This is a genomic window from Rhodococcus sp. IEGM1339, assembly GCF_050321925.1.
In the GTDB taxonomy this organism is placed as follows: domain Bacteria; phylum Actinomycetota; class Actinomycetes; order Mycobacteriales; family Mycobacteriaceae; genus Rhodococcus; species Rhodococcus pyridinivorans.
In genome coordinates, this window is sequence record NZ_JBNQFT010000012.1 from 12867 (window position 1) to 32076 (window position 19210).

Annotated in this window: 13 protein-coding genes; 5 read left to right on the forward strand and 8 right to left on the reverse strand. The window is 68.7% G+C overall.

The genetic code is table 11. The features are described from left to right. Window positions 1-47 precede the first annotated feature (47 nt). On the forward strand, window positions 48-1028 hold the full coding sequence (locus ACQR3U_RS12920; RefSeq protein ID WP_230810657.1) for an ADP-ribosylglycohydrolase family protein: 981 nt from the start codon (window positions 48-50) through the stop codon (window positions 1026-1028). Between the two features lie 116 nt (window positions 1029-1144). Continuing rightward, window positions 1145-2275 (forward strand): iron-containing alcohol dehydrogenase, encoded by a 1131-nt coding sequence (locus ACQR3U_RS12925; protein ID WP_230810666.1) that lies wholly within the window; start codon window positions 1145-1147, stop codon window positions 2273-2275. A gap of 7 nt (window positions 2276-2282) precedes the next feature. On the opposite strand, the gene ACQR3U_RS12930 is transcribed toward ACQR3U_RS12925, so the two are convergent. From ACQR3U_RS12930 to ACQR3U_RS12955, 6 genes are all read right to left on the reverse strand, one after another. Then, window positions 2283-2477, reverse strand: coding sequence for a hypothetical protein (locus ACQR3U_RS12930; RefSeq protein WP_230810656.1), 195 nt, complete (start codon window positions 2475-2477; stop codon window positions 2283-2285). A 129-nt stretch (window positions 2478-2606) separates the two neighbouring features. Then, entirely contained in the window at window positions 2607-3068 is a 462-nt protein-coding gene (locus ACQR3U_RS12935) for an SRPBCC family protein (RefSeq protein WP_230810655.1), read from the reverse strand. 23 nt (window positions 3069-3091) lie between these two features. Next, window positions 3092-3865: a PIG-L deacetylase family protein gene (locus tag ACQR3U_RS12940; protein WP_230810654.1), complete on the reverse strand. Its 774-nt coding sequence runs from the start codon at window positions 3863-3865 to the stop codon at window positions 3092-3094. A gap of 38 nt (window positions 3866-3903) precedes the next feature. Then, window positions 3904-5946, reverse strand: a complete 2043-nt coding sequence (locus tag ACQR3U_RS12945) for an elongation factor G-like protein EF-G2 (RefSeq protein WP_230810653.1) — start codon at window positions 5944-5946, stop codon at window positions 3904-3906. Between the two features lie 151 nt (window positions 5947-6097). Next, entirely contained in the window at window positions 6098-7861 is a 1764-nt protein-coding gene (locus tag ACQR3U_RS12950; RefSeq protein WP_230810652.1) for a sulfite reductase subunit alpha, read from the reverse strand. Further along, window positions 7858-13353, reverse strand: coding sequence for a glutamate synthase-related protein (locus tag ACQR3U_RS12955; RefSeq protein WP_230810651.1), 5496 nt, complete (start codon window positions 13351-13353; stop codon window positions 7858-7860). The genes ACQR3U_RS12950 and ACQR3U_RS12955 overlap by 4 nt, the downstream gene beginning before the upstream one ends. 328 nt (window positions 13354-13681) lie before the next feature. Between ACQR3U_RS12955 and ACQR3U_RS12960 the strand changes: the two genes are divergently transcribed. Continuing rightward, the gene (locus ACQR3U_RS12960) at window positions 13682-15106 is read left to right on the forward strand and encodes an aldehyde dehydrogenase family protein (RefSeq protein ID WP_006552885.1); all 1425 of its coding nucleotides are present in this window, start codon (window positions 13682-13684) and stop codon (window positions 15104-15106) included. Window positions 15107-15190: 84 nt separating this feature from the next. On the opposite strand, the gene ACQR3U_RS12965 is transcribed toward ACQR3U_RS12960, so the two are convergent. Beyond that, window positions 15191-15988, reverse strand: coding sequence for an SDR family NAD(P)-dependent oxidoreductase (locus tag ACQR3U_RS12965; RefSeq protein ID WP_230810650.1), 798 nt, complete (start codon window positions 15986-15988; stop codon window positions 15191-15193). Between the two features lie 142 nt (window positions 15989-16130). Beyond that, a complete protein-coding gene (locus tag ACQR3U_RS12970) occupies window positions 16131-16427 on the reverse strand; it encodes a chorismate mutase (RefSeq protein WP_019288919.1) in 297 nt (98 codons plus the stop codon). Between the two features lie 319 nt (window positions 16428-16746). On the opposite strand from ACQR3U_RS12970, the gene ACQR3U_RS12975 reads away from it, so the two are divergent. Beyond that, the gene (locus tag ACQR3U_RS12975; RefSeq protein ID WP_230810649.1) at window positions 16747-17694 is read left to right on the forward strand and encodes a hypothetical protein; all 948 of its coding nucleotides are present in this window, start codon (window positions 16747-16749) and stop codon (window positions 17692-17694) included. Window positions 17695-17886: 192 nt separating this feature from the next. Beyond that, complete coding sequence (locus ACQR3U_RS12980; RefSeq protein ID WP_006552890.1) at window positions 17887-19071, forward strand: thiolase family protein; 1185 nt, start codon at window positions 17887-17889, stop codon at window positions 19069-19071. The last annotated feature ends 139 nt before the right edge of the window (window positions 19072-19210 follow it).

Sequence of the window (19210 nt, forward strand, 5' to 3'; positions counted from 1 at the left end):
CATTGATGCGCTAACTTTAGCGCAGACTTGATCGAATAGAGGGGTTCATGGAAACAACCGCAGCACAGAACGACCGGGCAGCCGGAGTCCTGCTCGCCACCGCAGCAGGCGACGCACTCGGGGCCGGATACGAATTCACGTATCCGACGGACACCACGCCCATCGACATGATCGGCGGCGGACTCGGGCCGTTCGCGCCCGGTGAGTGGACCGACGACACCTCCATGGCCCTCGCGATCGCCGAGGTCTCGGCGACCGGCGTCGACATCGGTGAGGGCGCCGGACTCGACGCGGTCGCGGCGCAGTTCCTCCGCTGGTACGCCACGAACCCCAAGGACATCGGCAACCAGACGCGTGCCGTCCTGCGCGAGGCGAGCCCCACCGCCGTCACCATGACGGCGCGCGCCCGCAGCCTCCCCGGACGCACCGGTGGCAACGGATCGCTCATGCGCACCGCACCCGTCGGGCTCGCCTACCTCGACGACGCCGAGCGGTGCCTGTCCACGGCGCATGCGATCAGCAGCCTCACCCACGCGGACGAGCAGGCATCCGAGGCATGCCGACTGTGGTCGTTCGCGATCCGTCACGCCGTCCTCCACGGCACCTTCGACGGGGTGCGGGTCGCCCTGTCCTGCCTGTCCCAGCCCGCCGCACAGCAGTGGACGGCGCTGCTGGACGAGGCGGAGACCGCGCCGAGTCCGCGCGTGTTCGACAACAACGGCTGGGTCGTCCACGCCCTGCAGGCGGCGTGGTGGGCGATCACGCACGCCCGCACCGACGGCCCCGGACACCTGCCGGAGGCGCTCGAACTGGCCGTGCGCGCAGGCAACGACACCGACACGGTCGCGGCCATCGCGGGCGGACTGCTCGGCGCCCGGTGGGGTGCGTCCGCGGTGCCGGAACGGTGGCGTCGCATGCTGCACGGATGGCCCGGTTACCGCGCGGACGACCTCGAGCGCCTCGGGCTGCTCACCGCGCGGAAGGGCTCCGGGGCAGGCGGGGATGTACTACGGGTCGTCCAGAGCTGAGACTCCCCGAGATCCGCCGGATGTCTCCACTCGCGGTTGTGATGCGGTAGACACGACCCGTCCGACGGATACTCGAGGAGGGATCGCACGTGGCTTCCATCGCACTTCCACGCATCATGCGCGTCGGCGGGGGCGCCGTCGAGGAGATCGGTGAGGTAGTCGCCGGACTCGGACTCGCCCGGCCCCTGGTGGTGACCGACAAATTCCTGGTCGGCACCGGTGCGGTGGATCGGATGGTCGCGCAGCTCGAGGCCGCCGGACTGCGGCCGGCAGTCTTCGCCGAGACCGTTCCCGACCCCACCACCGCCTCGCTCGACGCGGGTGCCGCAGCGGTCGCCGAGCACGACGCCGACTGTGTGATCGGGTTCGGTGGAGGAAGCCCGATGGACACGGCCAAGGCCCTCGGCCTGCTCGCCCGGAAGGGCGGTCACATGCGCGACTACAAGGTGCCGCGCGACAACATCGGCCCGGCGCTACCGGTGATCGCCGTGCCGACCACGGCGGGAAGCGGCTCGGAGGCAACCCAGTTCACGATCATCAGCGACAGCGAGTCCGACGAGAAGATGCTGTGCACGGGCCAGGCCTTCCTGCCGGTCGCTGCGATCGTCGACTATCGGCTCACCATGACGATGCCCCCGCGCCTGACGGCGGACACCGGCGTGGATGCACTCACCCATGCCATCGAGGCCTATGTCAGCAGGAAGGCGAACCCGTTCTCCGACAGCCTCGCGCTCGTCGCGATCGACACCATCGGACAGGTACTGCGGCGCGTCTACGCGGACGGGCAGGACGCCGAGGCGCGCGAGCGGATGATGCTGGCCGCCACGCAGGCGGGCATCGCGTTCTCCAACTCCAGCGTCGCGCTCGTGCACGGCATGAGCCGTCCGATCGGGGCGCACTTCCATGTTGCGCACGGACTGTCGAACGCGATGCTGTTCCCGGCGGTCACCGAGTTCTCGGTGGATGCCGCCGAGTCCCGCTATGCCGACTGCGCCCGCGCGCTCGGCGCGGCCTCGGCGGACGCCTCGGATGCGACCGCCGCCGCAGACCTGGTCGTCGCGCTGAAGGAACTGTGCCGCGACGTGGAGGTGCCGACACCGAAGTCGTACGGCATCGACAAGCAGACCTGGGACGAGAGGCTCCCGGTCATGGCCGAGCAGGCGCTGGCGTCGGGATCCCCGAACAACAACCCGAGGATCCCGACGGCCGAGGAGATCCGCGATCTCTACGGGCGGATCTACGCCTGAGGCCGGCTCATTCGGGAGCCTGATCGTCGGGCTCGACCTTCTCCGTCCTCACCCGGTCCGTGACGTTGCCGGGCGCACCCTCCTCCTCGCGTTCCTTCTCGACCTTCTGCTCGAGCTTGTCGACGAGATGTTTGATCTTCTGCCCGGTGAGGTCGTCGTTGTCCTCTGGGCGGCCCGAACCGTGCTTGGGGGCGTTGTCCATCGACGTCCGTCCTTCGTTCGTAGGGTGCAGGGGAGCGGTACCCGAGCGCCGGAACGGTCAAACGGGCAACGGTTCTGCTCACACCGATCACCACCGGCAAGCTCGATGAGACCGTTCCCGCCGCCTAGCTCATCCCGCCCGCTCGGCTGCGGCGGCGATGTCGGCGAGGTCCTGTTCGAGGGCCTTGCGGGTCGCGCGTTTCGCGAGCGGCGCGAACAGGGTCATCGCAAGCTGCGCGAAGGCGCCGAGGGGTCCGCTCTCGCCGGAGAACTCCACGGACAGATCCGTGCCGCCCGCCGAGGGGATCAGATCGAAGACGGTCCGGTAGCGGGCGCCGCGGGATTCGGCGACGACGACGGTGCGCCGCTCCGGAGCCGCCTCGGCGACCTGCATCTCCTCGGTCGCCGACTGCCCGAACATCACGCGGGTCTCCCGCCACCGTGTGCCCACCTCGTAGCCGGTGCCGTCCAGTCGTTCCACGGCCTTCACCGCACGCAGGGTGGTGGGCGCCTCGTCCAGCGCGGTGAGCACCCGCCACACCGCGGATGGTGGTGCGGCGATGTTGCGCGAGACCTCGATGCGTTGTTCCACTTCTCTCCTCGTGATCGTTCGGGTCAGAGCGGGAGCTCGGTCTCCTGCAGCCCGGGCGGAACACCGCGGCGCCGGAACCATTCGACACCGAAGGCGGCCCGCAGGTGTTCCTCGGGCATGTTCAGCATCGGCCCGAAGTCTCCGATCTGCGACTCATAGCCGATCATGGCAGCGCGTTTGGCGGCCAGCGCCGTCGACACGTCCACCGCGGTGGTCAGTTCCGATTCCGGTAGGCCGAACGTCTCGAGGTCCGGTGGGCGTACGTCCTCGGGGGTGTCCGGCAGCGCCGAGAGCAGCCGCATAAGGTGGTCCCGGTTGCTCGATGCCTCGTAGACGGCGTCGTGTCCGGTGATCCGTTCGGCATGGATCCCGGCCCGGTGGACCTGGACGTGATCGGGATGGCCGTAGCCGCCGTGCTCGTCGTAGATCGTGACGACATCGGCGCGTTCCTGCTCGATCACGGCGGCCAGTCTGGCTCCCACCTCGCTCGGATCGGCGTTGGCGAAGGCATTCGGGTCGTGGTTGCCGGCGGTGCCGGCCATCCCCGAATCGCCGTAGCCGAAGGGCACCACCCTCGCCGCACCCAGCGCCCGGGCGGATTCCTCCAGCTCCTTCGCGCGCCGGGCGGCGAGGGATTCGCCGGGCGCGAGCAAACCGTCGGGATACTCGCCGCGGGCACCGTCGGTGGCGACGACGAGGACGACGCGATGCCCGGCGTCGGCGGCTCGGCGCATCACGCCACCGGTGAGGAACACCTCGTCGTCGGGGTGTGCGTGAAAGCACAGCAGAACGCTCATGGCGTTCATGCTGACACGCTGCTCGTGCGGTGCAGCGGTCAGTCCGACTCGCCGTAGCGGGCCGCGAGATTCTCGGGCATCGGTTCGTGCCGCAGATACTGGCGGGCGAAATCGGCGGTGCCCTGCGTGATGGCCCGCAGTTCCACCGGATAGCGGCCGAGTTCGAGCTCGGGAACCTCCGCGCGCAACAGGGCGATACCCGGCTCGGGGGATTCGGTGCCGAGCACCCGTCCGCGTCGGGCCGACAGATCGCCGAGGACCGCGCCGAGATGCTCCTCCGGCACGATCACCCGCACGGCGGCGACCGGTTCGAGTACGCGAACGGTGCTGTGTGAGGCCGCATCCCGCAGGGCCAGCCCGGCGGCGGCCTGGAAGGCCGCGTCGGACGAATCCACCGAGTGGGCCTTGCCGTCGACGAGGGTGACTTGCACGTCGACGAGCGGATATCCCGTCGTCACGCCCTTCTCGGCCTGCGCGTACACGCCCTTCTCCACGGACGGGATGAACTGGCGCGGAACCGCACCGCCCACCACCTTCTCGGCGAACACCACCCCGCTGCCCACCGGCAGTGGTTCGACCTCGACGTCGACGACCGCGTACTGACCGTGCCCGCCGGATTGTTTGACGAGCCTGCCGTGGCCTTTCGCGGGGCCGGCGAAGGTCTCCTCGAGCGGCACCCGATGCTCGACCGTGTCGACCTGGACACCGTGCCGGGTGCGCAACCGTTCGAGGACCAGTTCGGCGTGCGCTTCACCCGTGCACCACAGCACGAGCTGATGGGTCTCGGGATTCTGCTCGACGCGCAGCGCGGGATCCTCGGAGGCGAGGCGCGACAGGGCCTGGGACAGCTTGTCGTCGTCGGTGCGGGTGTGTGCGTCGATCGCGACGGGGAGCAGGGGAGTCGGGGTGGGCCACCGGTCGAGCGGGACCGGATGGTCGGGGTCGTACAGGACGTCACCGGGTTGTGCCGTCGCGAGCTTCCCGACGGAGGCGATGTCTCCCGCCACGGCTTCACCGACCGGGCGCTGTTGCTTGCCGAACGGGCTCGTCAGGGCGGGAATGCGTTCGCGGCTGTCGCGGTCGCCGTCGGCCAGCGCGACGATCGTGTCGGGTCGCAGCGTGCCGGAGTACACGCGCACCAGGCTGATCCGCCCGACATAGGAGTCGCCGGCCACGCGCACGACCTGCGCGGCGAGCGGACCGTCCGGATCGCACGGCGGTGCACCACGACCGCGCTGCGTCGGTGCGGGGAATCCGGTGGTGATCAATTCGAGCAGTTCGACGGCACCGATCCCCGTCTCGTCGGCGGGAACGGCCGGGTGCAGGGTGCACGCCAGGATCTCGCGGGTGAGTCCTTCCTGCAGGGAGGCCGTGTCGAGTTGCTCGCCGGCGATGAACCGCTCCATGAGCGTGTCGTCCTGGCCGGAGATGGCCTCCACGAGGCTCTCGCGCGCTTCGGTGGACACCGGGCACGGACCGGGTTCGCCGTAGCTGCGGCCCGTCAGCAGACCCATCGACCCGATCGGGCGGTCGCCGTCGTAGACGGGATAGAACATGGCCCTCAGGGTGTCCGGTCCCAATCCGAAGGCGACGTGACAGTCGGTGAGCATGTCGTCGAAGCTGTGCCGGGCGACATCGAGTTTGTTCACCACGATCGCGCGGGGGATCGCCTCGTCGTCGCATTCGCGCCAGAGCGCGCGGGTCGCTGCGCTGATGGGATCGGTGGCGGAGACGACGAAGATCGCCGCGTCGGCCGCGTGCAGGGCTGCGCGGACCTCGGCGTCGAAGTCGGGGTGTCCCGGCGTGTCGATCAGGTTGATCTTGATGTCGTTCCATTCGAGGGGGACGACGGACAGCTGCACCGACCTGCGGTGGCGCTGCTCGATCCCCTCGTAGTCGGACACCGTGGTGCCCTCTGCCACGCGCCCGGCGCGCCCGACGGCGCCCGCTGCGACGGCGAGGGATTCGGTCAGGGTGGTTTTCCCGGAGCCGCTGCACCCCACCAGGGCAACGTTGCGGATCCGGTCGGGACTGTCGGCGGTCGGTGCCTGCCGGCTGCGTGCTGCGGAGCGATCGGGCATCGAGCTACTCCCTCGTGTGACCTGCATCACAGTCTAAGGCATTCCGATGGTGCCTCCGGGGAGGTTCGCAACACGCGCTCGGGGCTCGCAACGCCACCGGTGACCGATGGTGTTGCGAGCCTCGCGGCGGCGGTGCGTACCCCCGGCCTGCTCAGTACACGTCGCGCACGTACCGCTTCTCGCGCTTGAGGGTGGTGACGTACTCCGCGGCCTGCTCGTCGTTCATGCCGCCGTGCTCGGCGACGATCTCGTGCAGCGCACGGTCGACGTCCTTCGCCATCCGCGACGCGTCGCCGCAGATGTAGAAGTGTCCACCCTCCTCGAGCCACGCGAACAGTTCCGCGCCGTGCTCCTTCATGCGGGTCTGCACGTAGATCTTCTCGGCCTGATCGCGGGAGAACGCCAGGTCCAGGCGCGTGAGCACACCCGAGTCGGCGAACTCGGCCAACTCCTGTTCGTAGATGTAGTCGCAGCCGCGCTTCTGGTCGCCGAAGAACAGCCAGTTCTTCCCCGTCGCACCCCGTGCGCGACGTTCCTGCAGGAAGCCGCGGAAGGGTGCGATGCCGGTGCCCGGACCGACCATGATCATCGGTGCGGTGTCGTCGGCGGGCACGCGGAAGGCCTTGTTCTTCGATACGAAGATGCCGACCTTGCCTTCACCGACACGATCGGCGAGGAAGGTCGAGCACACCCCGCGACGCTCGCGGCCGTCGGTGCCGTAGCGCACCGCCGCGACCGTCAGGTGCACCGAACCGTCGCACGCGTTCGGGCTCGACGAGATCGAGTACGCCCGGTGCTGCAGCGGACGCAACAGCGCCAGGAACTGCTCGGCCGACAGCTCGGGCGCGGGATCGAGCAGGAGCACGTCGAGAATGTCGCGGCCCCACAACCATTCGTCGAGCGCGGCCTTGTCGCCGTGCCGCAGCACATAGGTGAGTTCCTCGTTACCCGTGTGTTTCTCGATCTCCTCGAGGAGATCGACGGACGGAGCGGTGATCTCGTAGTTGTAGGTGAGGAGGTGCTCGAGCGTGTCGTCGTGACTCTCGGGGACGGTCGCGCCGTCGAGACCGAGCCGACCGAGGATCGCGTGCACGAGTTCGGTGTCGTTGACGGGCACCACGTTCAGCGCGTCGCCCGCTTCGTATTCGAGACCGGAATCGGCGAGCGCGAACTCGTAGTGCCGAATCTCCTTGGCCGAGTCCTCCCCGGACAGGAGCACGTTCGACGTCAGCACCGCCGGATAGGGATTCTTGCGGGTCCACTGCGGCTTCGCCCGGGCCGGTGCCGCCGGTGCCGCGGGAGCGGGAGCACCATCGCCCACGATGCCCTCGACGGCCGCGACGAGCGGCAGCGTCTCCGCGATCCACGTCGCGGCGAGCTCCTCGAACTCGACGTCGCAGTCCACCCGCGGCACGATGCGCTGCGCACCGAGCTGCTCGAGACGCATGTCGATGAGCTTGCCGGCCTGGCAGAACCCGTCGTAACCGGTGTCGCCGAGGGCGAGCACCGCGAAGTTCATGCCGTCGAGGCGCGGCGCGCTCTCGGCCGACAGCGCATCCCAGAACAGCTCGGCGTTGTCGGGCATCTCGCCCTCGCCGTAGGTGGATGTGACGATCAGGACCTGGCCCAGGCCGGCGAACCGGTCGAGGTCCATGTCGTCGAGAGCGCACACGACGGGCGCGAAGCCCTGGGTGCGCGCTGCAGCCGCGGCGTCCTCGGCGACGGCTTCGGCATTGCCGGTCTGCGAGCCGTAGAGCACGTGCAGAGCAGGCGCCGAGCCGACGGTCCCGGCATCGGCGGCGGGGCCACCGGAGAACAGGCGGGTCTGCATCCCGGCGACGAAGCCGGAGAGCCACGACCGCTGATCGGCGGTGAACGGAGCGTCGAGGGGAATGAACGGGCCGGTGGTGGTCACGCGGAGACTCCCATCGTGGAGGTGAGGACGTTCGGGACGGCGTTGCGTGCGAACAGTTCCTCGTAACCGGGCAGGCGACCTGCGGCGTCGAGATTCTTGCGGCTCTGCAAGAGGATCCAGCCGTAGGTACCCGGCGCATCGACCGAGCGGACGTTGCGCAGGGCCAGGGCCTGCTTGTAGTCGTTCAGGCGCTTGTCGGCGACCAGCGCCGCGAGCTGCTCGTCGGTGTGATCGGCGATCGCCGCGAGGGCGTAGCGCTCGAGCTTCGCGACGAGGAAGAAGTCCTCGGTGAGCAGCAGATTGCGAGCGGTCTTCTGTACCGCCGGATCCGACACGTCGGTGGCGCCGGGGACCTTCTGCAGCGCCATCTCCTGCGCGGCGACGAGCACCGTGTAGTTGTTGAGCAGCGCGTACATGGCCTCGGTGTCGGTCGCGTCCGGGGTGACACCACCGGCGACGGGAACACCCGAGCGGTAGTTCTCCTTGAACTTGCGCACCTGGTGCGCGACCAGCGCCGTGGCGACCTCGGCGGCGAGGTCCTTGCGCGACGCTGCGGCGAGGATCTCGTCGAGGTCCTGGTACTGCAGCAGCGCGCGCGGCATGCCGTACGCGAAGCGGTGCTGCTCGACCTGCCAGTTGTCGATCAGGAAGCGGGCCTTCACCGAGCCGGTCGCCTCGACGTGCAGGTGCAGCAGCTGCAGCACGGCGGCGTTGTGGATCGCGGCCTGCGGGTCGTCACCGGTGATCGACCCGAGGACGATCGAGTCGGCGCTGGCCTTGCGGGGGAGCAGGCCCTCGGGGTCGTACTGGTAGACGAACCCGCCCGACATGCCGTTGCCGAAGCCCTTGCCGAACTCGCCGATGTTGAGCACCGCGCCGTTGGTCATGTACTCGCAGGCGAACTCGCCGACACCCTCGACGACGGCGGTGGCGCCGGAGTTGCGCACCGCGAAGCGGTCGCCGGCCTCACCCTCGACGAACAGGCGACCACCGGTCGCACCGAAGAGCGCGAAGTTGCCGATGAGCACGTTGCCGCCGCGTCGGTCGCTGCCGCCGCCGGGGGAGTGCAGCACGATCTGCCCGCCGCACTGGCCCTTGCCGACGCCGTCGTTGGCGGTACCGGTGTGCTCGATGCGCATGCCGTCGTTGCAGAACGCCCCGAAGGACAGGCCCGCCGAACCGGAGGTGGTGATGGTGACGGTGCCGTCGCGCAGCCACCGGCGTCCGCGCTCGTCGTCGAGCACGGCCGGCAGGGCGCCGAGATCCTCGTGGTTGAGCATGCGCTCGATGTCGATCGCCAGCTGCGCGCCGACGCTCTTGTTGTTGTTCGTCAGCTGCACGCCGTCGCCGAGCGAGACGGTGAGCTCCTTCGCATCGACGAGGGCCTCGCGCAGCCGGGCCACCCACGCCTCGTCGAGCGAGTAGTCCTTCTCCATGTAGACCGGATTGTCGATGTGCACCTCGGGCAGCACCGCGAGCATCGCCCGCAGGTCCAGCCGGCCCACGCTCGACGGGTGGTCGAGCAGGTGCAGCAGGTCGGCGCGGCCACGCGCGTCGCGCAGCGACCGCAGACCCAGGCGGGCGAGCAGCTCTCGGGTCTCGTGCGCGACGTTGAGCAGGTACTGGGCCATCGCCCGCGGATCGCCGTTGAACACTTCGGGATTCGTGGTCAGACCTGCCGGGCACTTGACGTTGCAGTTCTTCGCCATGACGCAGCCGAGCATCATCAGCGCGGTGGTGCCGAACTCGAAGCTGTCGGCGCCGAGCAGCCCGGAGACGATGACGTCCGACGCCGTCTGGTGCGCACCCGAGCAGCGCAGCACGACCTTGTCGCGCAGACCGTTGGCCGTGAGGGCCTGGTGGACCTCGGCCACACCGATCTCCGCGGACCGGCCCGCGTACTTCAGCGAGGTCACCGAGGCGGCACCCGTGCCGCCGGTGTTGCCGGCGACGTTGATGACGTCGGCGCCGGCCTTCGCGACACCCACGGCGATCGTGCCGATACCCTCCGAGGAGACGAGCTTGACGATCACCCGCACCCGCGCCGCCTTGGCGTCGTGGATGAGCTGGGCGAGGTCCTCGATGGAGTAGGTGTCGTGGTGCGGCGGCGGCGAGACCAGCTCGACGCCCGGGGTCGCACCGCGCGCCGCGGCGATCTCCACCGTGACCTTCTTGGCGGGCAACTGGCCGCCCTCACCGGGCTTCGCGCCCTGCGCGATCTTGATCTCGATCTCCTCGAGCATCGGATCGGCGAGATAACCGGCCCACACACCGAAGCGGCCGGACGCGAACTGCTTGATGCGCGACCCGCGGATGGTGCCGTAGCGGGAGATGTGCTCGCCGCCCTCACCGCAGTTCGACATGCCGCCGACCATGTTGGTGCCGTGGGCGACGGCCTCGTGGGCGTTGGAGTTGAGCGCGCCATGGCTCATCGCACCCGACGCGAGCGCCGGGGTGATCTCGTGCGCCGGCTGCACCCGGTCGAGCCGCACGCTCAGCGGGGCCTGGCGGACCTGCTCGAGATAGCGCGCGGCGTCACCGATCGCGTGCACGGTCAGGGTGTCGCCGTAGCAACGGTGCGAGACGATGCCGTCACCGAAGCGCGCGACGAGCGAGGCCGCGAGCGCATCGGGACGACGGTGGTCGTCTGCGAGCGGACCGGTCAGACGCAGGACGAATTCGCTCTCACCGACCCGCGCCGCGGAGATCCCGCGCACGAGCATCGAGTTGTTGCCGAACCGCGCGAAGCGGCCCATCTCCTTGGTGAAGTCCTCGGCGGTGACGGCGTAGGTGACGTCGGCGGGCAGGGCGAGCACGTCGCGCAGCGCCGCGGGACGCTGTGTGCGCTCGTCGGCCATCGTGCGGGCGAACGCGCGGTAACCCGGGGTGATCTCGAAGGCATCGATCTCGGCGGGTGTCAGGGCGCGGAAGCCGCCGTAGCGGTACGACGCGTCGTCGAGACCGTGCGCGTCGGAGAGCCGGTGCAGCGGTAGCAGACGCAGCGCGTCGGTCAGATCCGGCTCGGCCTCCTTCTCCACGGGCAGCGCGAAGGGCTCCTCGGTCATGTCCACGAAGCCGCGCACGGCGGTCGTGCCGAACGAGTGACCGGCGCCCCCGGCGCGCTCCTTGAACAGACCCAGCAGCGGGACGTCCTTCTCCGTCTCCACGGTGAGAGCGCGACGGTGCCAGTCGGCGACGGCCTGCGCGAGGGTGGTGAAACCGACACCGCCGACCGGGGACTTCACGTTCGGGAACCAGCGCGCGAGCACCTCGTCACTCGTGTCGAGATAGCTCGGCTCGAAGAACTCACCGCCGATGTACGACTCGACGGTGCACAGGCCGACGCGTCCCATCGTCTTCATGAGCGACTTCTCGGCCGCCTTGCGGAACTTCAGGAACGCGGCGTCGGCATCGTCGCCGAACTTCTCCTCGGCGCGCATCTGCACCGTGAGCGGATACACCGCAGCGGCACCGAAACCGAGGGTCGCGGCGATGTGATGCGACGAGAACAGCTGTCCGGATTCGACGATGACGGACACGCGCAGACGCAATCCCTCGTCGATCAGGCGCTGGTTGACCGCGGCGACGGTGAGCACCATCGGCAGTCCGGCGCGGTCGGTGGAGACGTGGCGGTCGGTGAGCACGGCGATGCCACCGGATTCGCGGGCGAAATCGGCAATGGCCTCGGCCGTACCGTCGATCGCGGCGGCGAGCGCGGCCGCGTTCGCCTTGGCGTCGTCGAAGACGGGGGAGTACAGCATCTCGAAACGCCGCACCGGGGTGTCGGACTGCTCGCGGATACGCAGCATGTCGAGGTGCGTGAGGATCGGGGTGGGCACCACGATCTGGGTCGCGGACGAGACGGGAGCACCGCTACCGGGGCGAGCACCGAGCGCGACGCGCAGGGTCATGCCGTCCGCTTCGCGGATCGAGTCCAGCGACGGGTTGGTGACCTGGGCGAAGCGCTGCGAGAAGTACTTGGCCACACCGCCTTCCTGATCCGACAGCGCGTTGATGGCGTTGCCGTAACCCATCGCGGAGATGCGCTCCTGACCCGACGCGAGCATCGGGTCGAGCATGAACCGGAAGGATTCCTGGTTGATGCTGTAGGACACGTAGCGCTGGTAACGCTCGAGATCGCCGTTGTAGCGCAGCGGGGAACCGGCCTTCTCGGCGGGAACCTCGGGCAGGGCATCGAGATTGCGGCGGGCCTCGTCGACGAGCGACGCGTAATTCTGCCGGGCAGCAAGAAGTTCGAGCGCCTCATCCGCTCCGTAGGAGCGGCGCGTGCGGTGATCGAAGTACAGCATGCCACCGGCCTCGATGCGGCCGCGACGCAGCACGGTCTCGGGCGCGAAGTCGAACTGGCCGGCCTCGGAGGTGACGGCGAGGTACTCTTCGGTCTCCACGGTGCGCAGCGGACGCAGGCCGAGGCGGTCGAGGCGCGCGCCGACGACGGTGCCGTTGCCGAAGACCAGCGCCGCGGGGCCGTCGTTCTTCTCCTCGTACAGGGAGAAGAACTCGAGCATCGCGCGGACCTGTGGCGACAGCTCGGTGTCGTTCTCCCAGGCAGGCGGCATCATCTGCACGACGGCGGTGACGAGGTCGAGTTCGTTGTGGGCGATACGCGAGGCCAAGGTCTGGTCGAAGCGGCAGCTGTCGGACTGTCCCGGCGGGCGAATGATGTCACGGCCCATCGCGCGGGCGAGGGCGCCCTCGAACAGCCGGTTCTTGCGATCGGTGTTCAGCTCACCGTTGTGCGCTATGAGGCGGAACGGCTGCGCCATCGTCGGATGCGGATCGGTGTTCGTCGAGAACCGGGTGTGGAAGAACAGGGTGTGCACCGCGTGCCGCGGATCGGTGAGATCGAGGAAGTACGGGATGACCTCGTGAGAGTTCAAGCGGTTCTTGAGAACCTGCGTGCGCGCACTGAGCGAGAGCGGGTACAGCCCGCCCAGTTCCGGCTCGGTGTAGGCGCGGGCCTCGACCTCGAGGAGCACGCCGTGCAGCAGTCGGTCGAACTCGTCGACGGAGTCGCACGCGTCGGGCCGCGTGAAGATCCACTGACGGATCGGCAGCTGGTATTTCGTTGCGGCAGGACGCAACACGCTGTCGTCGACGGGGACGTCGCGCATCGTGAGCACGGTGACCCCGGCTCCGGCGAGTGCCGACGAGACGAGTTCCTCGGCATCGGCATGCGCCGCGGGATCGGTGGGGAGGAAGAAGTTTCCGACACCGAAGTGCCCTTCCTGCAATGGTTTTCCGGTGATCTCGGAGAAGAAGGCGACCGACAGGTCCACGTTGATGCCGGCTCCGTCGCCGACACCCTCGGCGGACATGCCACCGCGGTGCGGCACGACGCACAGGGCCTCGTGACCGCGGGTGAGCACGTCGTGGGTCTGCACGCCGTCCTTGCGGGTGATGAAACCGACACCACAACTGCTCTTGTCCAGCGTGCTGTCGTACAGGCCGGTGTCACTGGCGTGCGTCACGGACGTCCTCCTCGGTGCATCGAATTCGACGTCGACCGGCAGTGACGATGCGAAGAAGGGGAACGCGTGGGAAGGCGCAGCTCCTGAGGTGCATAGACGTGTGCCGGAGACGATGTGTGTGTGAATGCAGACGTCTTTGTCCGAATGCGCCGTGCGTTGCGACGGTGGAGCGCGCGAGCAGCAATGGCAAGTGTAGCGCACGTGTTAACTCCGGTGACGGCGGGATACATCACAACCCGCCGGGAGTAAACGCTTTATTGCGGGAGGGTCTTCGCTACGCTCGCGCCCAACGGCGTCGACAGGCCGGACTACGAGCAGGGAGAGCGATATGACCGACATTCTCGACCGCACGAAGATCTACATCGACGGGCAGTGGGTGGACTCCGACGGCGCCGGCCGCATCGAGGTCGTGAACCCGACGACCGAAGAGGTCGTCGCCGCGGTCGCCGAGGGTGCCGCCTCCGATGTCGATCGGGCGGTCGCCGCAGCGAAGGCGGCCTTCCCGGCCTGGTCCGCGCTCAGTGGTGCGTCGCGCGCCGCCTACCTGGAGAAGGTCTCCTCGCTGGCGAACGAGCGTGCCGACGAACTCACGAGCGTCGTCTCCCAGGACATGGGGATGCCCGCTCACTTCGCGCGTGCCATCCAGGTCGGGATGCCGCTGAAGAATATTGCCGCCTATGCGTCGCTGGCCGGAACGTACGACTTCGACGACCAGGAGATCGGCAACGCCCTGGTCGTACGCGAACCCATCGGGGTCGTCGGGGCGATCACCCCGTGGAACTACCCGCTGCACCAGGTGGTGCTCAAGGTGTTCGCCGCGCTCGCCGCCGGGTGCACCGTGGTGCTCAAGCCCACCGAGGTCGCGCCGCTGGTGACCTACGCGCTCGTCGACATCGTCGACGAGGCCGGCCTGCCGCCGGGCGTGTTCAACCTCGTCAGCGGTTACGGACCGGTCGTCGGCGAGGCCATCGCCGCACACCCCGACGTCGACATGGTGTCGTTCACGGGCTCGACGCGTGCCGGCAAGCGCGTCTCGGTCGTCGCTGCGGAGACGGTGAAGAAGGTCGCGCTCGAACTCGGCGGCAAGTCGGCCAACATCATCCTCGACGATGCCGACCTCACCGCCGCCGTCACCGAGGGTGTCGGCAAGTGCTTCCTCAACTCCGGCCAGACCTGCACCGCCCTGACCCGCATGCTCGTCCCCGCCGACCGTCTGCAGGAGGCCACCGCCGTCGCCGAGCAGGTCGCGCGGGCCTACACCGTCGGGCTGCCCGACGATCCGTCGTCGAAGCTGGGCCCGCTCGTCAGCGGCACGCAGCAGGCCCGCGTGAAGGCGTACATCGACAAGGGCGTCGAGGAGGGGGCCGAACTGGTGCTCGACGGACGCGAAACCGAGTTCACCACCGGCTACTTCGTCGGCCCGACCGTGTTCACGAACGTCGCGCCGGAGATGACGATCGCCCGCGAGGAGATCTTCGGGCCGGTGCTGTCGATCATCGGATACCAGGACGAGGACGATGCGGTGCGCATTGCCAACGACAGCGAGTACGGCCTGTCCGGTGGGGTCTGGTCGGCCGACCCAGCGCGAGCGGAGGCCGTGGCCCGCCGTATGCGCACCGGTCAGGTCTACATCAACGGCGGCGCCTTCAACACCGACGCACCTTTCGGTGGTTACAAGCAGTCGGGTATCGGACGCGAGGCCGGTGTCTTCGGGCTCGAGGAGTTCCTGGAGATCAAAACGATCTTGCGCTGACGGCGGTGCCGTCGAATCTTGCGCTGACGGCGGTGCCGTCGAATCTCACGCTGACGGCGGTGCCGTATCGTTTCGTCGGACCGGTCAGTAGTAGACCGCGCCGGGTACGCCGCCGCCCACGGCGATCGCATCGCCGGTGATGCCGATGCTGCGCGGGCTCGCGAGGAACGCGACGACGTCGGCGACCTCGCTCGCGTCGATGAGGCGGTTCACGGAGTTCTTCGCGATCTGCTGTTCCAGTTCGGCTATCGGCGTGCCCGTCTCGGCGGACTCCTCGGCCAGTCGCGCCGCCAGCCGTTCTGTGCGGGTGCGGCCTGGGTGGACCACGGTGACGTTGATGCCGTGCGGGCCGAGTTCGTCGGCGAGGTTCTTCGTCACGGCTGCAACGCTGACGTTCCGGACCGTCTGGGCGATGGAGTTCGCGCTGCGCGCGCCGAGCCCGCTGATGTTGATGATCCGGCCCCAGCCCTGCTCGATCAGGTAGGGGGCGACGGCGCGTGCGGTGCGCAGACAGCCGAGGACCTTGATCTCGACTTCGTTGCGAAGGATGTCGTCGGTGGTCGCGGCGAAACTCGTCGGCTTGTCGGCGCTCCAGGGTGTGGCGGCGGAGTTGACGAGGATGTCGACGCCACCGAGTTCGGCGACGGCCCGCGCGACGAGTGCGTCGACCGAGGCCTGGTCGCTGGTGTCGGTGGGCACGGGAACGATTCGTCGCCCGGTCTCCTCCGAGAGGGTCTTCGCCGCGATGTCGAGATCGGCCGCGGTACGGGCCGCGATCACCACGTCGGCACCTTCGGTGGCCAGTGCCCGCGCGATGGCGTAGCCGATGCCGCGGCTACCGCCGGTGACGATGGACCGCTTGGCAGCGAGTCCGAGATCCATGCTGCCTTGTCCGTTCTTCGGGGATGTCCCGACGGTATGCCGACAGGGGAGCGGGCGGCCACATTTGCGACCGGCGTGATGCGAAGCGGTGGACGGCGACGGCCCCCGCACCATGTGGTGCGGGGGCCGTCGGTGGTAGGTCTCAGGCCTTGCGGGTGCGGCCGAGGCGCAGCAGCGTCATCGCGAGCGTGCTGCCGTCGGTGCCGAGTTCGGCGAAGCGTCCCATGACGGCCATTTCCTCGGCCTGTGCTTCGCGGCTGGCGTCGGTGCCCTTCGCGGATGCTCCGGCGCGCTGAACGAGCTCCGAACGCCGCTTGATCACCGCAAGCAGCTGAGCGTCGAGCTCCTTGATCTGCTCGAACAGCTCCCCGAGCTCTGCCTCGGCCGACGAAGCTTCGCCGACGGACGCAAGGCCAGGCGAATCAAGCTGGACAGTCATGCAGAATCCTCCGGTCTCGTCTGAATCGTCACAGATTGTGTCGTGCTCACGCCTATAGGTGTTACCGACACGTAGGGAAAAATTCTCGCGAGATTCTCCCATGTGCGTCCTGTTCCTTCATAAACGGCCGTGACCTGGTTCAACACCCCGATGACCGAGGGGTATGTTAATTGTCACACCGACCGGTGCCAACTCGTGTGCCCGTCGGTGACGTCGCACCCGAAGGGTCCGCATCGGGTCCGCCGCTCGAGGTAGCGTTCCGGCCGACCGGCAGGGCCGAGGACGTCGGGGCTCCTCGGTACACCTGGAGGGGAGACCGATGCGACGACCTGTTGTCCCGTGGGGTGGGCGCGGCACGGAGGCTGCGACTTCCGGTGCCGAACCGACTTCCGGTGCCGAACCGACATCCCACATCGAACCGCCGAGCGAATGGCAGCACGGCACGCGCAATCTGCACGTGTACGCAGCGGCCGGTGCGGCGGTGCTCGTGGCGATTTTCGCCGCGGCCCGCGGAGCGAGCGCGTGGGGCACCGATTCGGTGGGCGCCGACCGCTTCTATTCGATCCTGGCGGTGCTGATGCTGCTGACGGCGGCCTTCGGCGCCACCTTCTGGTGGCCTGCCGGATCTGGGGCCCGGCGACCGTCGCCGTGGCCTCCGAGCCGCACCCCGCGGTTCCGGTACGTCGAGACGGCCGATCGCGGCAGTACCGAGATCGCGGGCCGTCGCCCCGTCTTCGGTCTGCTGCTCGCGATGGTGCTGTGCGGGACGTTCCTCTCGCTCGGCGCAGCTGTGGAGATCGTGGTCGGGAACGAGGGTTTACCTCTCGTGGCGCTGGTGCTGGCGCTCGTCGCCGGGGTGTGTCTGGCCTTCCTCGTGGAGGTGGCACTCGGGCGCATCCGGGCCGGTTCGCTGGTTCTCGGGCCGGACGGGATCAGGCTGCGCGGCTGGTTCGTGGAGTCCTATCTGCCGTGGGTGTCGGTGCGGGGTCTTCGTGCGGTCGACCGGGGGTTCCCGGAGATCTGGATCGAGGGGCACGGGTCGGCGGCGTGGGCGCGTCGGCGCACGAGTCGGGTGTTCCCCTTCGAGCGCCTGCCGTCCGAGCCCCGGATCGAGGTGGACTCACGGCATCTGGCCGTCGATCCGGTGCAGTTGTACCGTTTCCTCGAGTTCTACGTGGAGCACCCTCGCCACCGCCGTGAACTGGGCACACCGGCGGCTGCGGAACGTCTCGCGGAGGGTCCTCCGTTCACCGTCGACGCCGAGTGAAAATAACGTAGTCCGTATTGCAGAATGGCGTTTCCGTTTCCGTTCCTGCAACTCGTGTTCGGACCTTCGCAAGTGCGGCACTCGGTGCCGTAGCATCGAGTCAGACGCTTCGGGAGGACGCCTTCCCGAAGATCTGTGCGCTCGGCGGTGCCGGCGCGTGGACCCCAGGTGTTCGACCAGATTGGACGAGAAATGACCGCTCCGGAACGCATCGTCATCGTCGACGGCGCACGCACCCCCGTCGGCAGCTTCGGCGGCGCACTCAAGGACGTACCCGCGCACGAACTCGGCGCCACCGCAGTCCGCGAGGCGCTGCAGCGCGCGGGTGTCGCAGGTGAGGACATCGACGAGGTTGTCATGGGTTGCATCGGCCAGGTCGGTGCCGACGCCTACAACGCCCGTCGCGTCACCCTCGCCGCCGGACTTCCCGTCTCCACCCCGGCCCTCACCGTCAACCGCCTGTGCGGCTCGGGTCTGCAGGCCGTGTGGTCCGCCGCCCAGGAGATCCGTTGGGGTGCCGCGGAGATCACCGTCGCCGGTGGCGACGAGAGCATGTCGCGCATGCCGTTCTACGACTTCGGTGCCCGCAACGGTTACAAGCTCGGCAACCGCGAACTCGTCGATGGCACCGTCGGCATGCTCACCGATCCGTTCAGCGGACTGCACATGGGCGTCACGGCCGAGAACGTCGCCCGCGAGTACGGCGTCAGCCGCGAGCAGCAGGACGAGTTCGCCCTCGAATCGCAGCGCCGCGCCGCCACCGACGCCGCGAAGGCCGCCTTCGCCGAGGAGATCACCCCGGTCGAGATCGGTGGCCGCAAGCCCGTCACCGTCACCGAGGACGAGCACCCCAAGCCCGACACCACACTCGAGGTGCTCGGCAAGCTGCGCTCGGCGTTCATCAAGGACGGCACCGTCACCGCCGGTAATGCCTCCGGGATCAACGACGGCGCTGCCGCGCTCGTCCTGGCCCGCGAGTCGGTCGCCCGTGAACGCGGTCTCGGTGCCTCTGTCGTGCTCGAGTCGGTCGTCACCTCGGCGATGGAGCCCGAGCTGATGGGCTACGCCCCGACCCTCGCCCTGGTGAAGCTGTTCGAGCAGAACGGCCTGACCCCGGCCGACATCGACACCGTCGAGCTCAACGAGGCCTTCGCCTCGCAGGCCGTGGCGGTGGCGCGCGACGCCAAGCTCGACCCGGAGAAGACCAACCCCTACGGCGGTGCCATCGCCCTGGGCCACCCGGTCGGCGCGACCGGCGCGATCCTGACACTGCGCGTCGCCAAGGACCTGATCCGTCGCGATCTCGAACTCGGCGTCGTCACCATGTGCATCGGTGGCGGACAGGCACTCGCCGCGCTGCTGCGCCGCGTGTCCTGATCCGGGCAGGTTTCGAAGGACCGACAGTGGTGGGGGGGGGGCGTATCGACCCCCCCCCCATCCTTTTTTCCGCTCTGTGGGTGGTCGGGGTTGCCTGACGCGCCCTTTCCAGCTTCCACGGGGTTTTACCGCCACGCCC

Excerpts from the sequence above, each read along its gene's own strand:
- ACQR3U_RS12925 (WP_230810666.1), top strand. The coding sequence starts at position 1,145 with ATGCGCGTCGGCGGGGGCGCCGTCGAGGAGATCGGTGAGGTAGTCGCC.
- ACQR3U_RS12930 (WP_230810656.1), bottom strand. The coding sequence starts at position 2,477 with ATGGACAACGCCCCCAAGCACGGTTCGGGCCGCCCAGAGGACAACGAC.
- ACQR3U_RS12975 (WP_230810649.1), top strand. The coding sequence starts at position 16,747 with ATGCGACGACCTGTTGTCCCGTGGGGTGGGCGCGGCACGGAGGCTGCG.
- ACQR3U_RS12980 (WP_006552890.1), top strand. The coding sequence starts at position 17,887 with ATGACCGCTCCGGAACGCATCGTCATCGTCGACGGCGCACGCACCCCC.
- ACQR3U_RS12945 (WP_230810653.1), bottom strand. The coding sequence starts at position 5,946 with ATGCCCGATCGCTCCGCAGCACGCAGCCGGCAGGCACCGACCGCCGAC.
- ACQR3U_RS12940 (WP_230810654.1), bottom strand. The coding sequence starts at position 3,865 with ATGAGCGTTCTGCTGTGCTTTCACGCACACCCCGACGACGAGGTGTTC.
- ACQR3U_RS12920 (WP_230810657.1), top strand. The coding sequence starts at position 48 with ATGGAAACAACCGCAGCACAGAACGACCGGGCAGCCGGAGTCCTGCTC.
- ACQR3U_RS12965 (WP_230810650.1), bottom strand. The coding sequence starts at position 15,988 with ATGGATCTCGGACTCGCTGCCAAGCGGTCCATCGTCACCGGCGGTAGC.
- ACQR3U_RS12960 (WP_006552885.1), top strand. The coding sequence starts at position 13,682 with ATGACCGACATTCTCGACCGCACGAAGATCTACATCGACGGGCAGTGG.
- ACQR3U_RS12970 (WP_019288919.1), bottom strand. The coding sequence starts at position 16,427 with ATGACTGTCCAGCTTGATTCGCCTGGCCTTGCGTCCGTCGGCGAAGCT.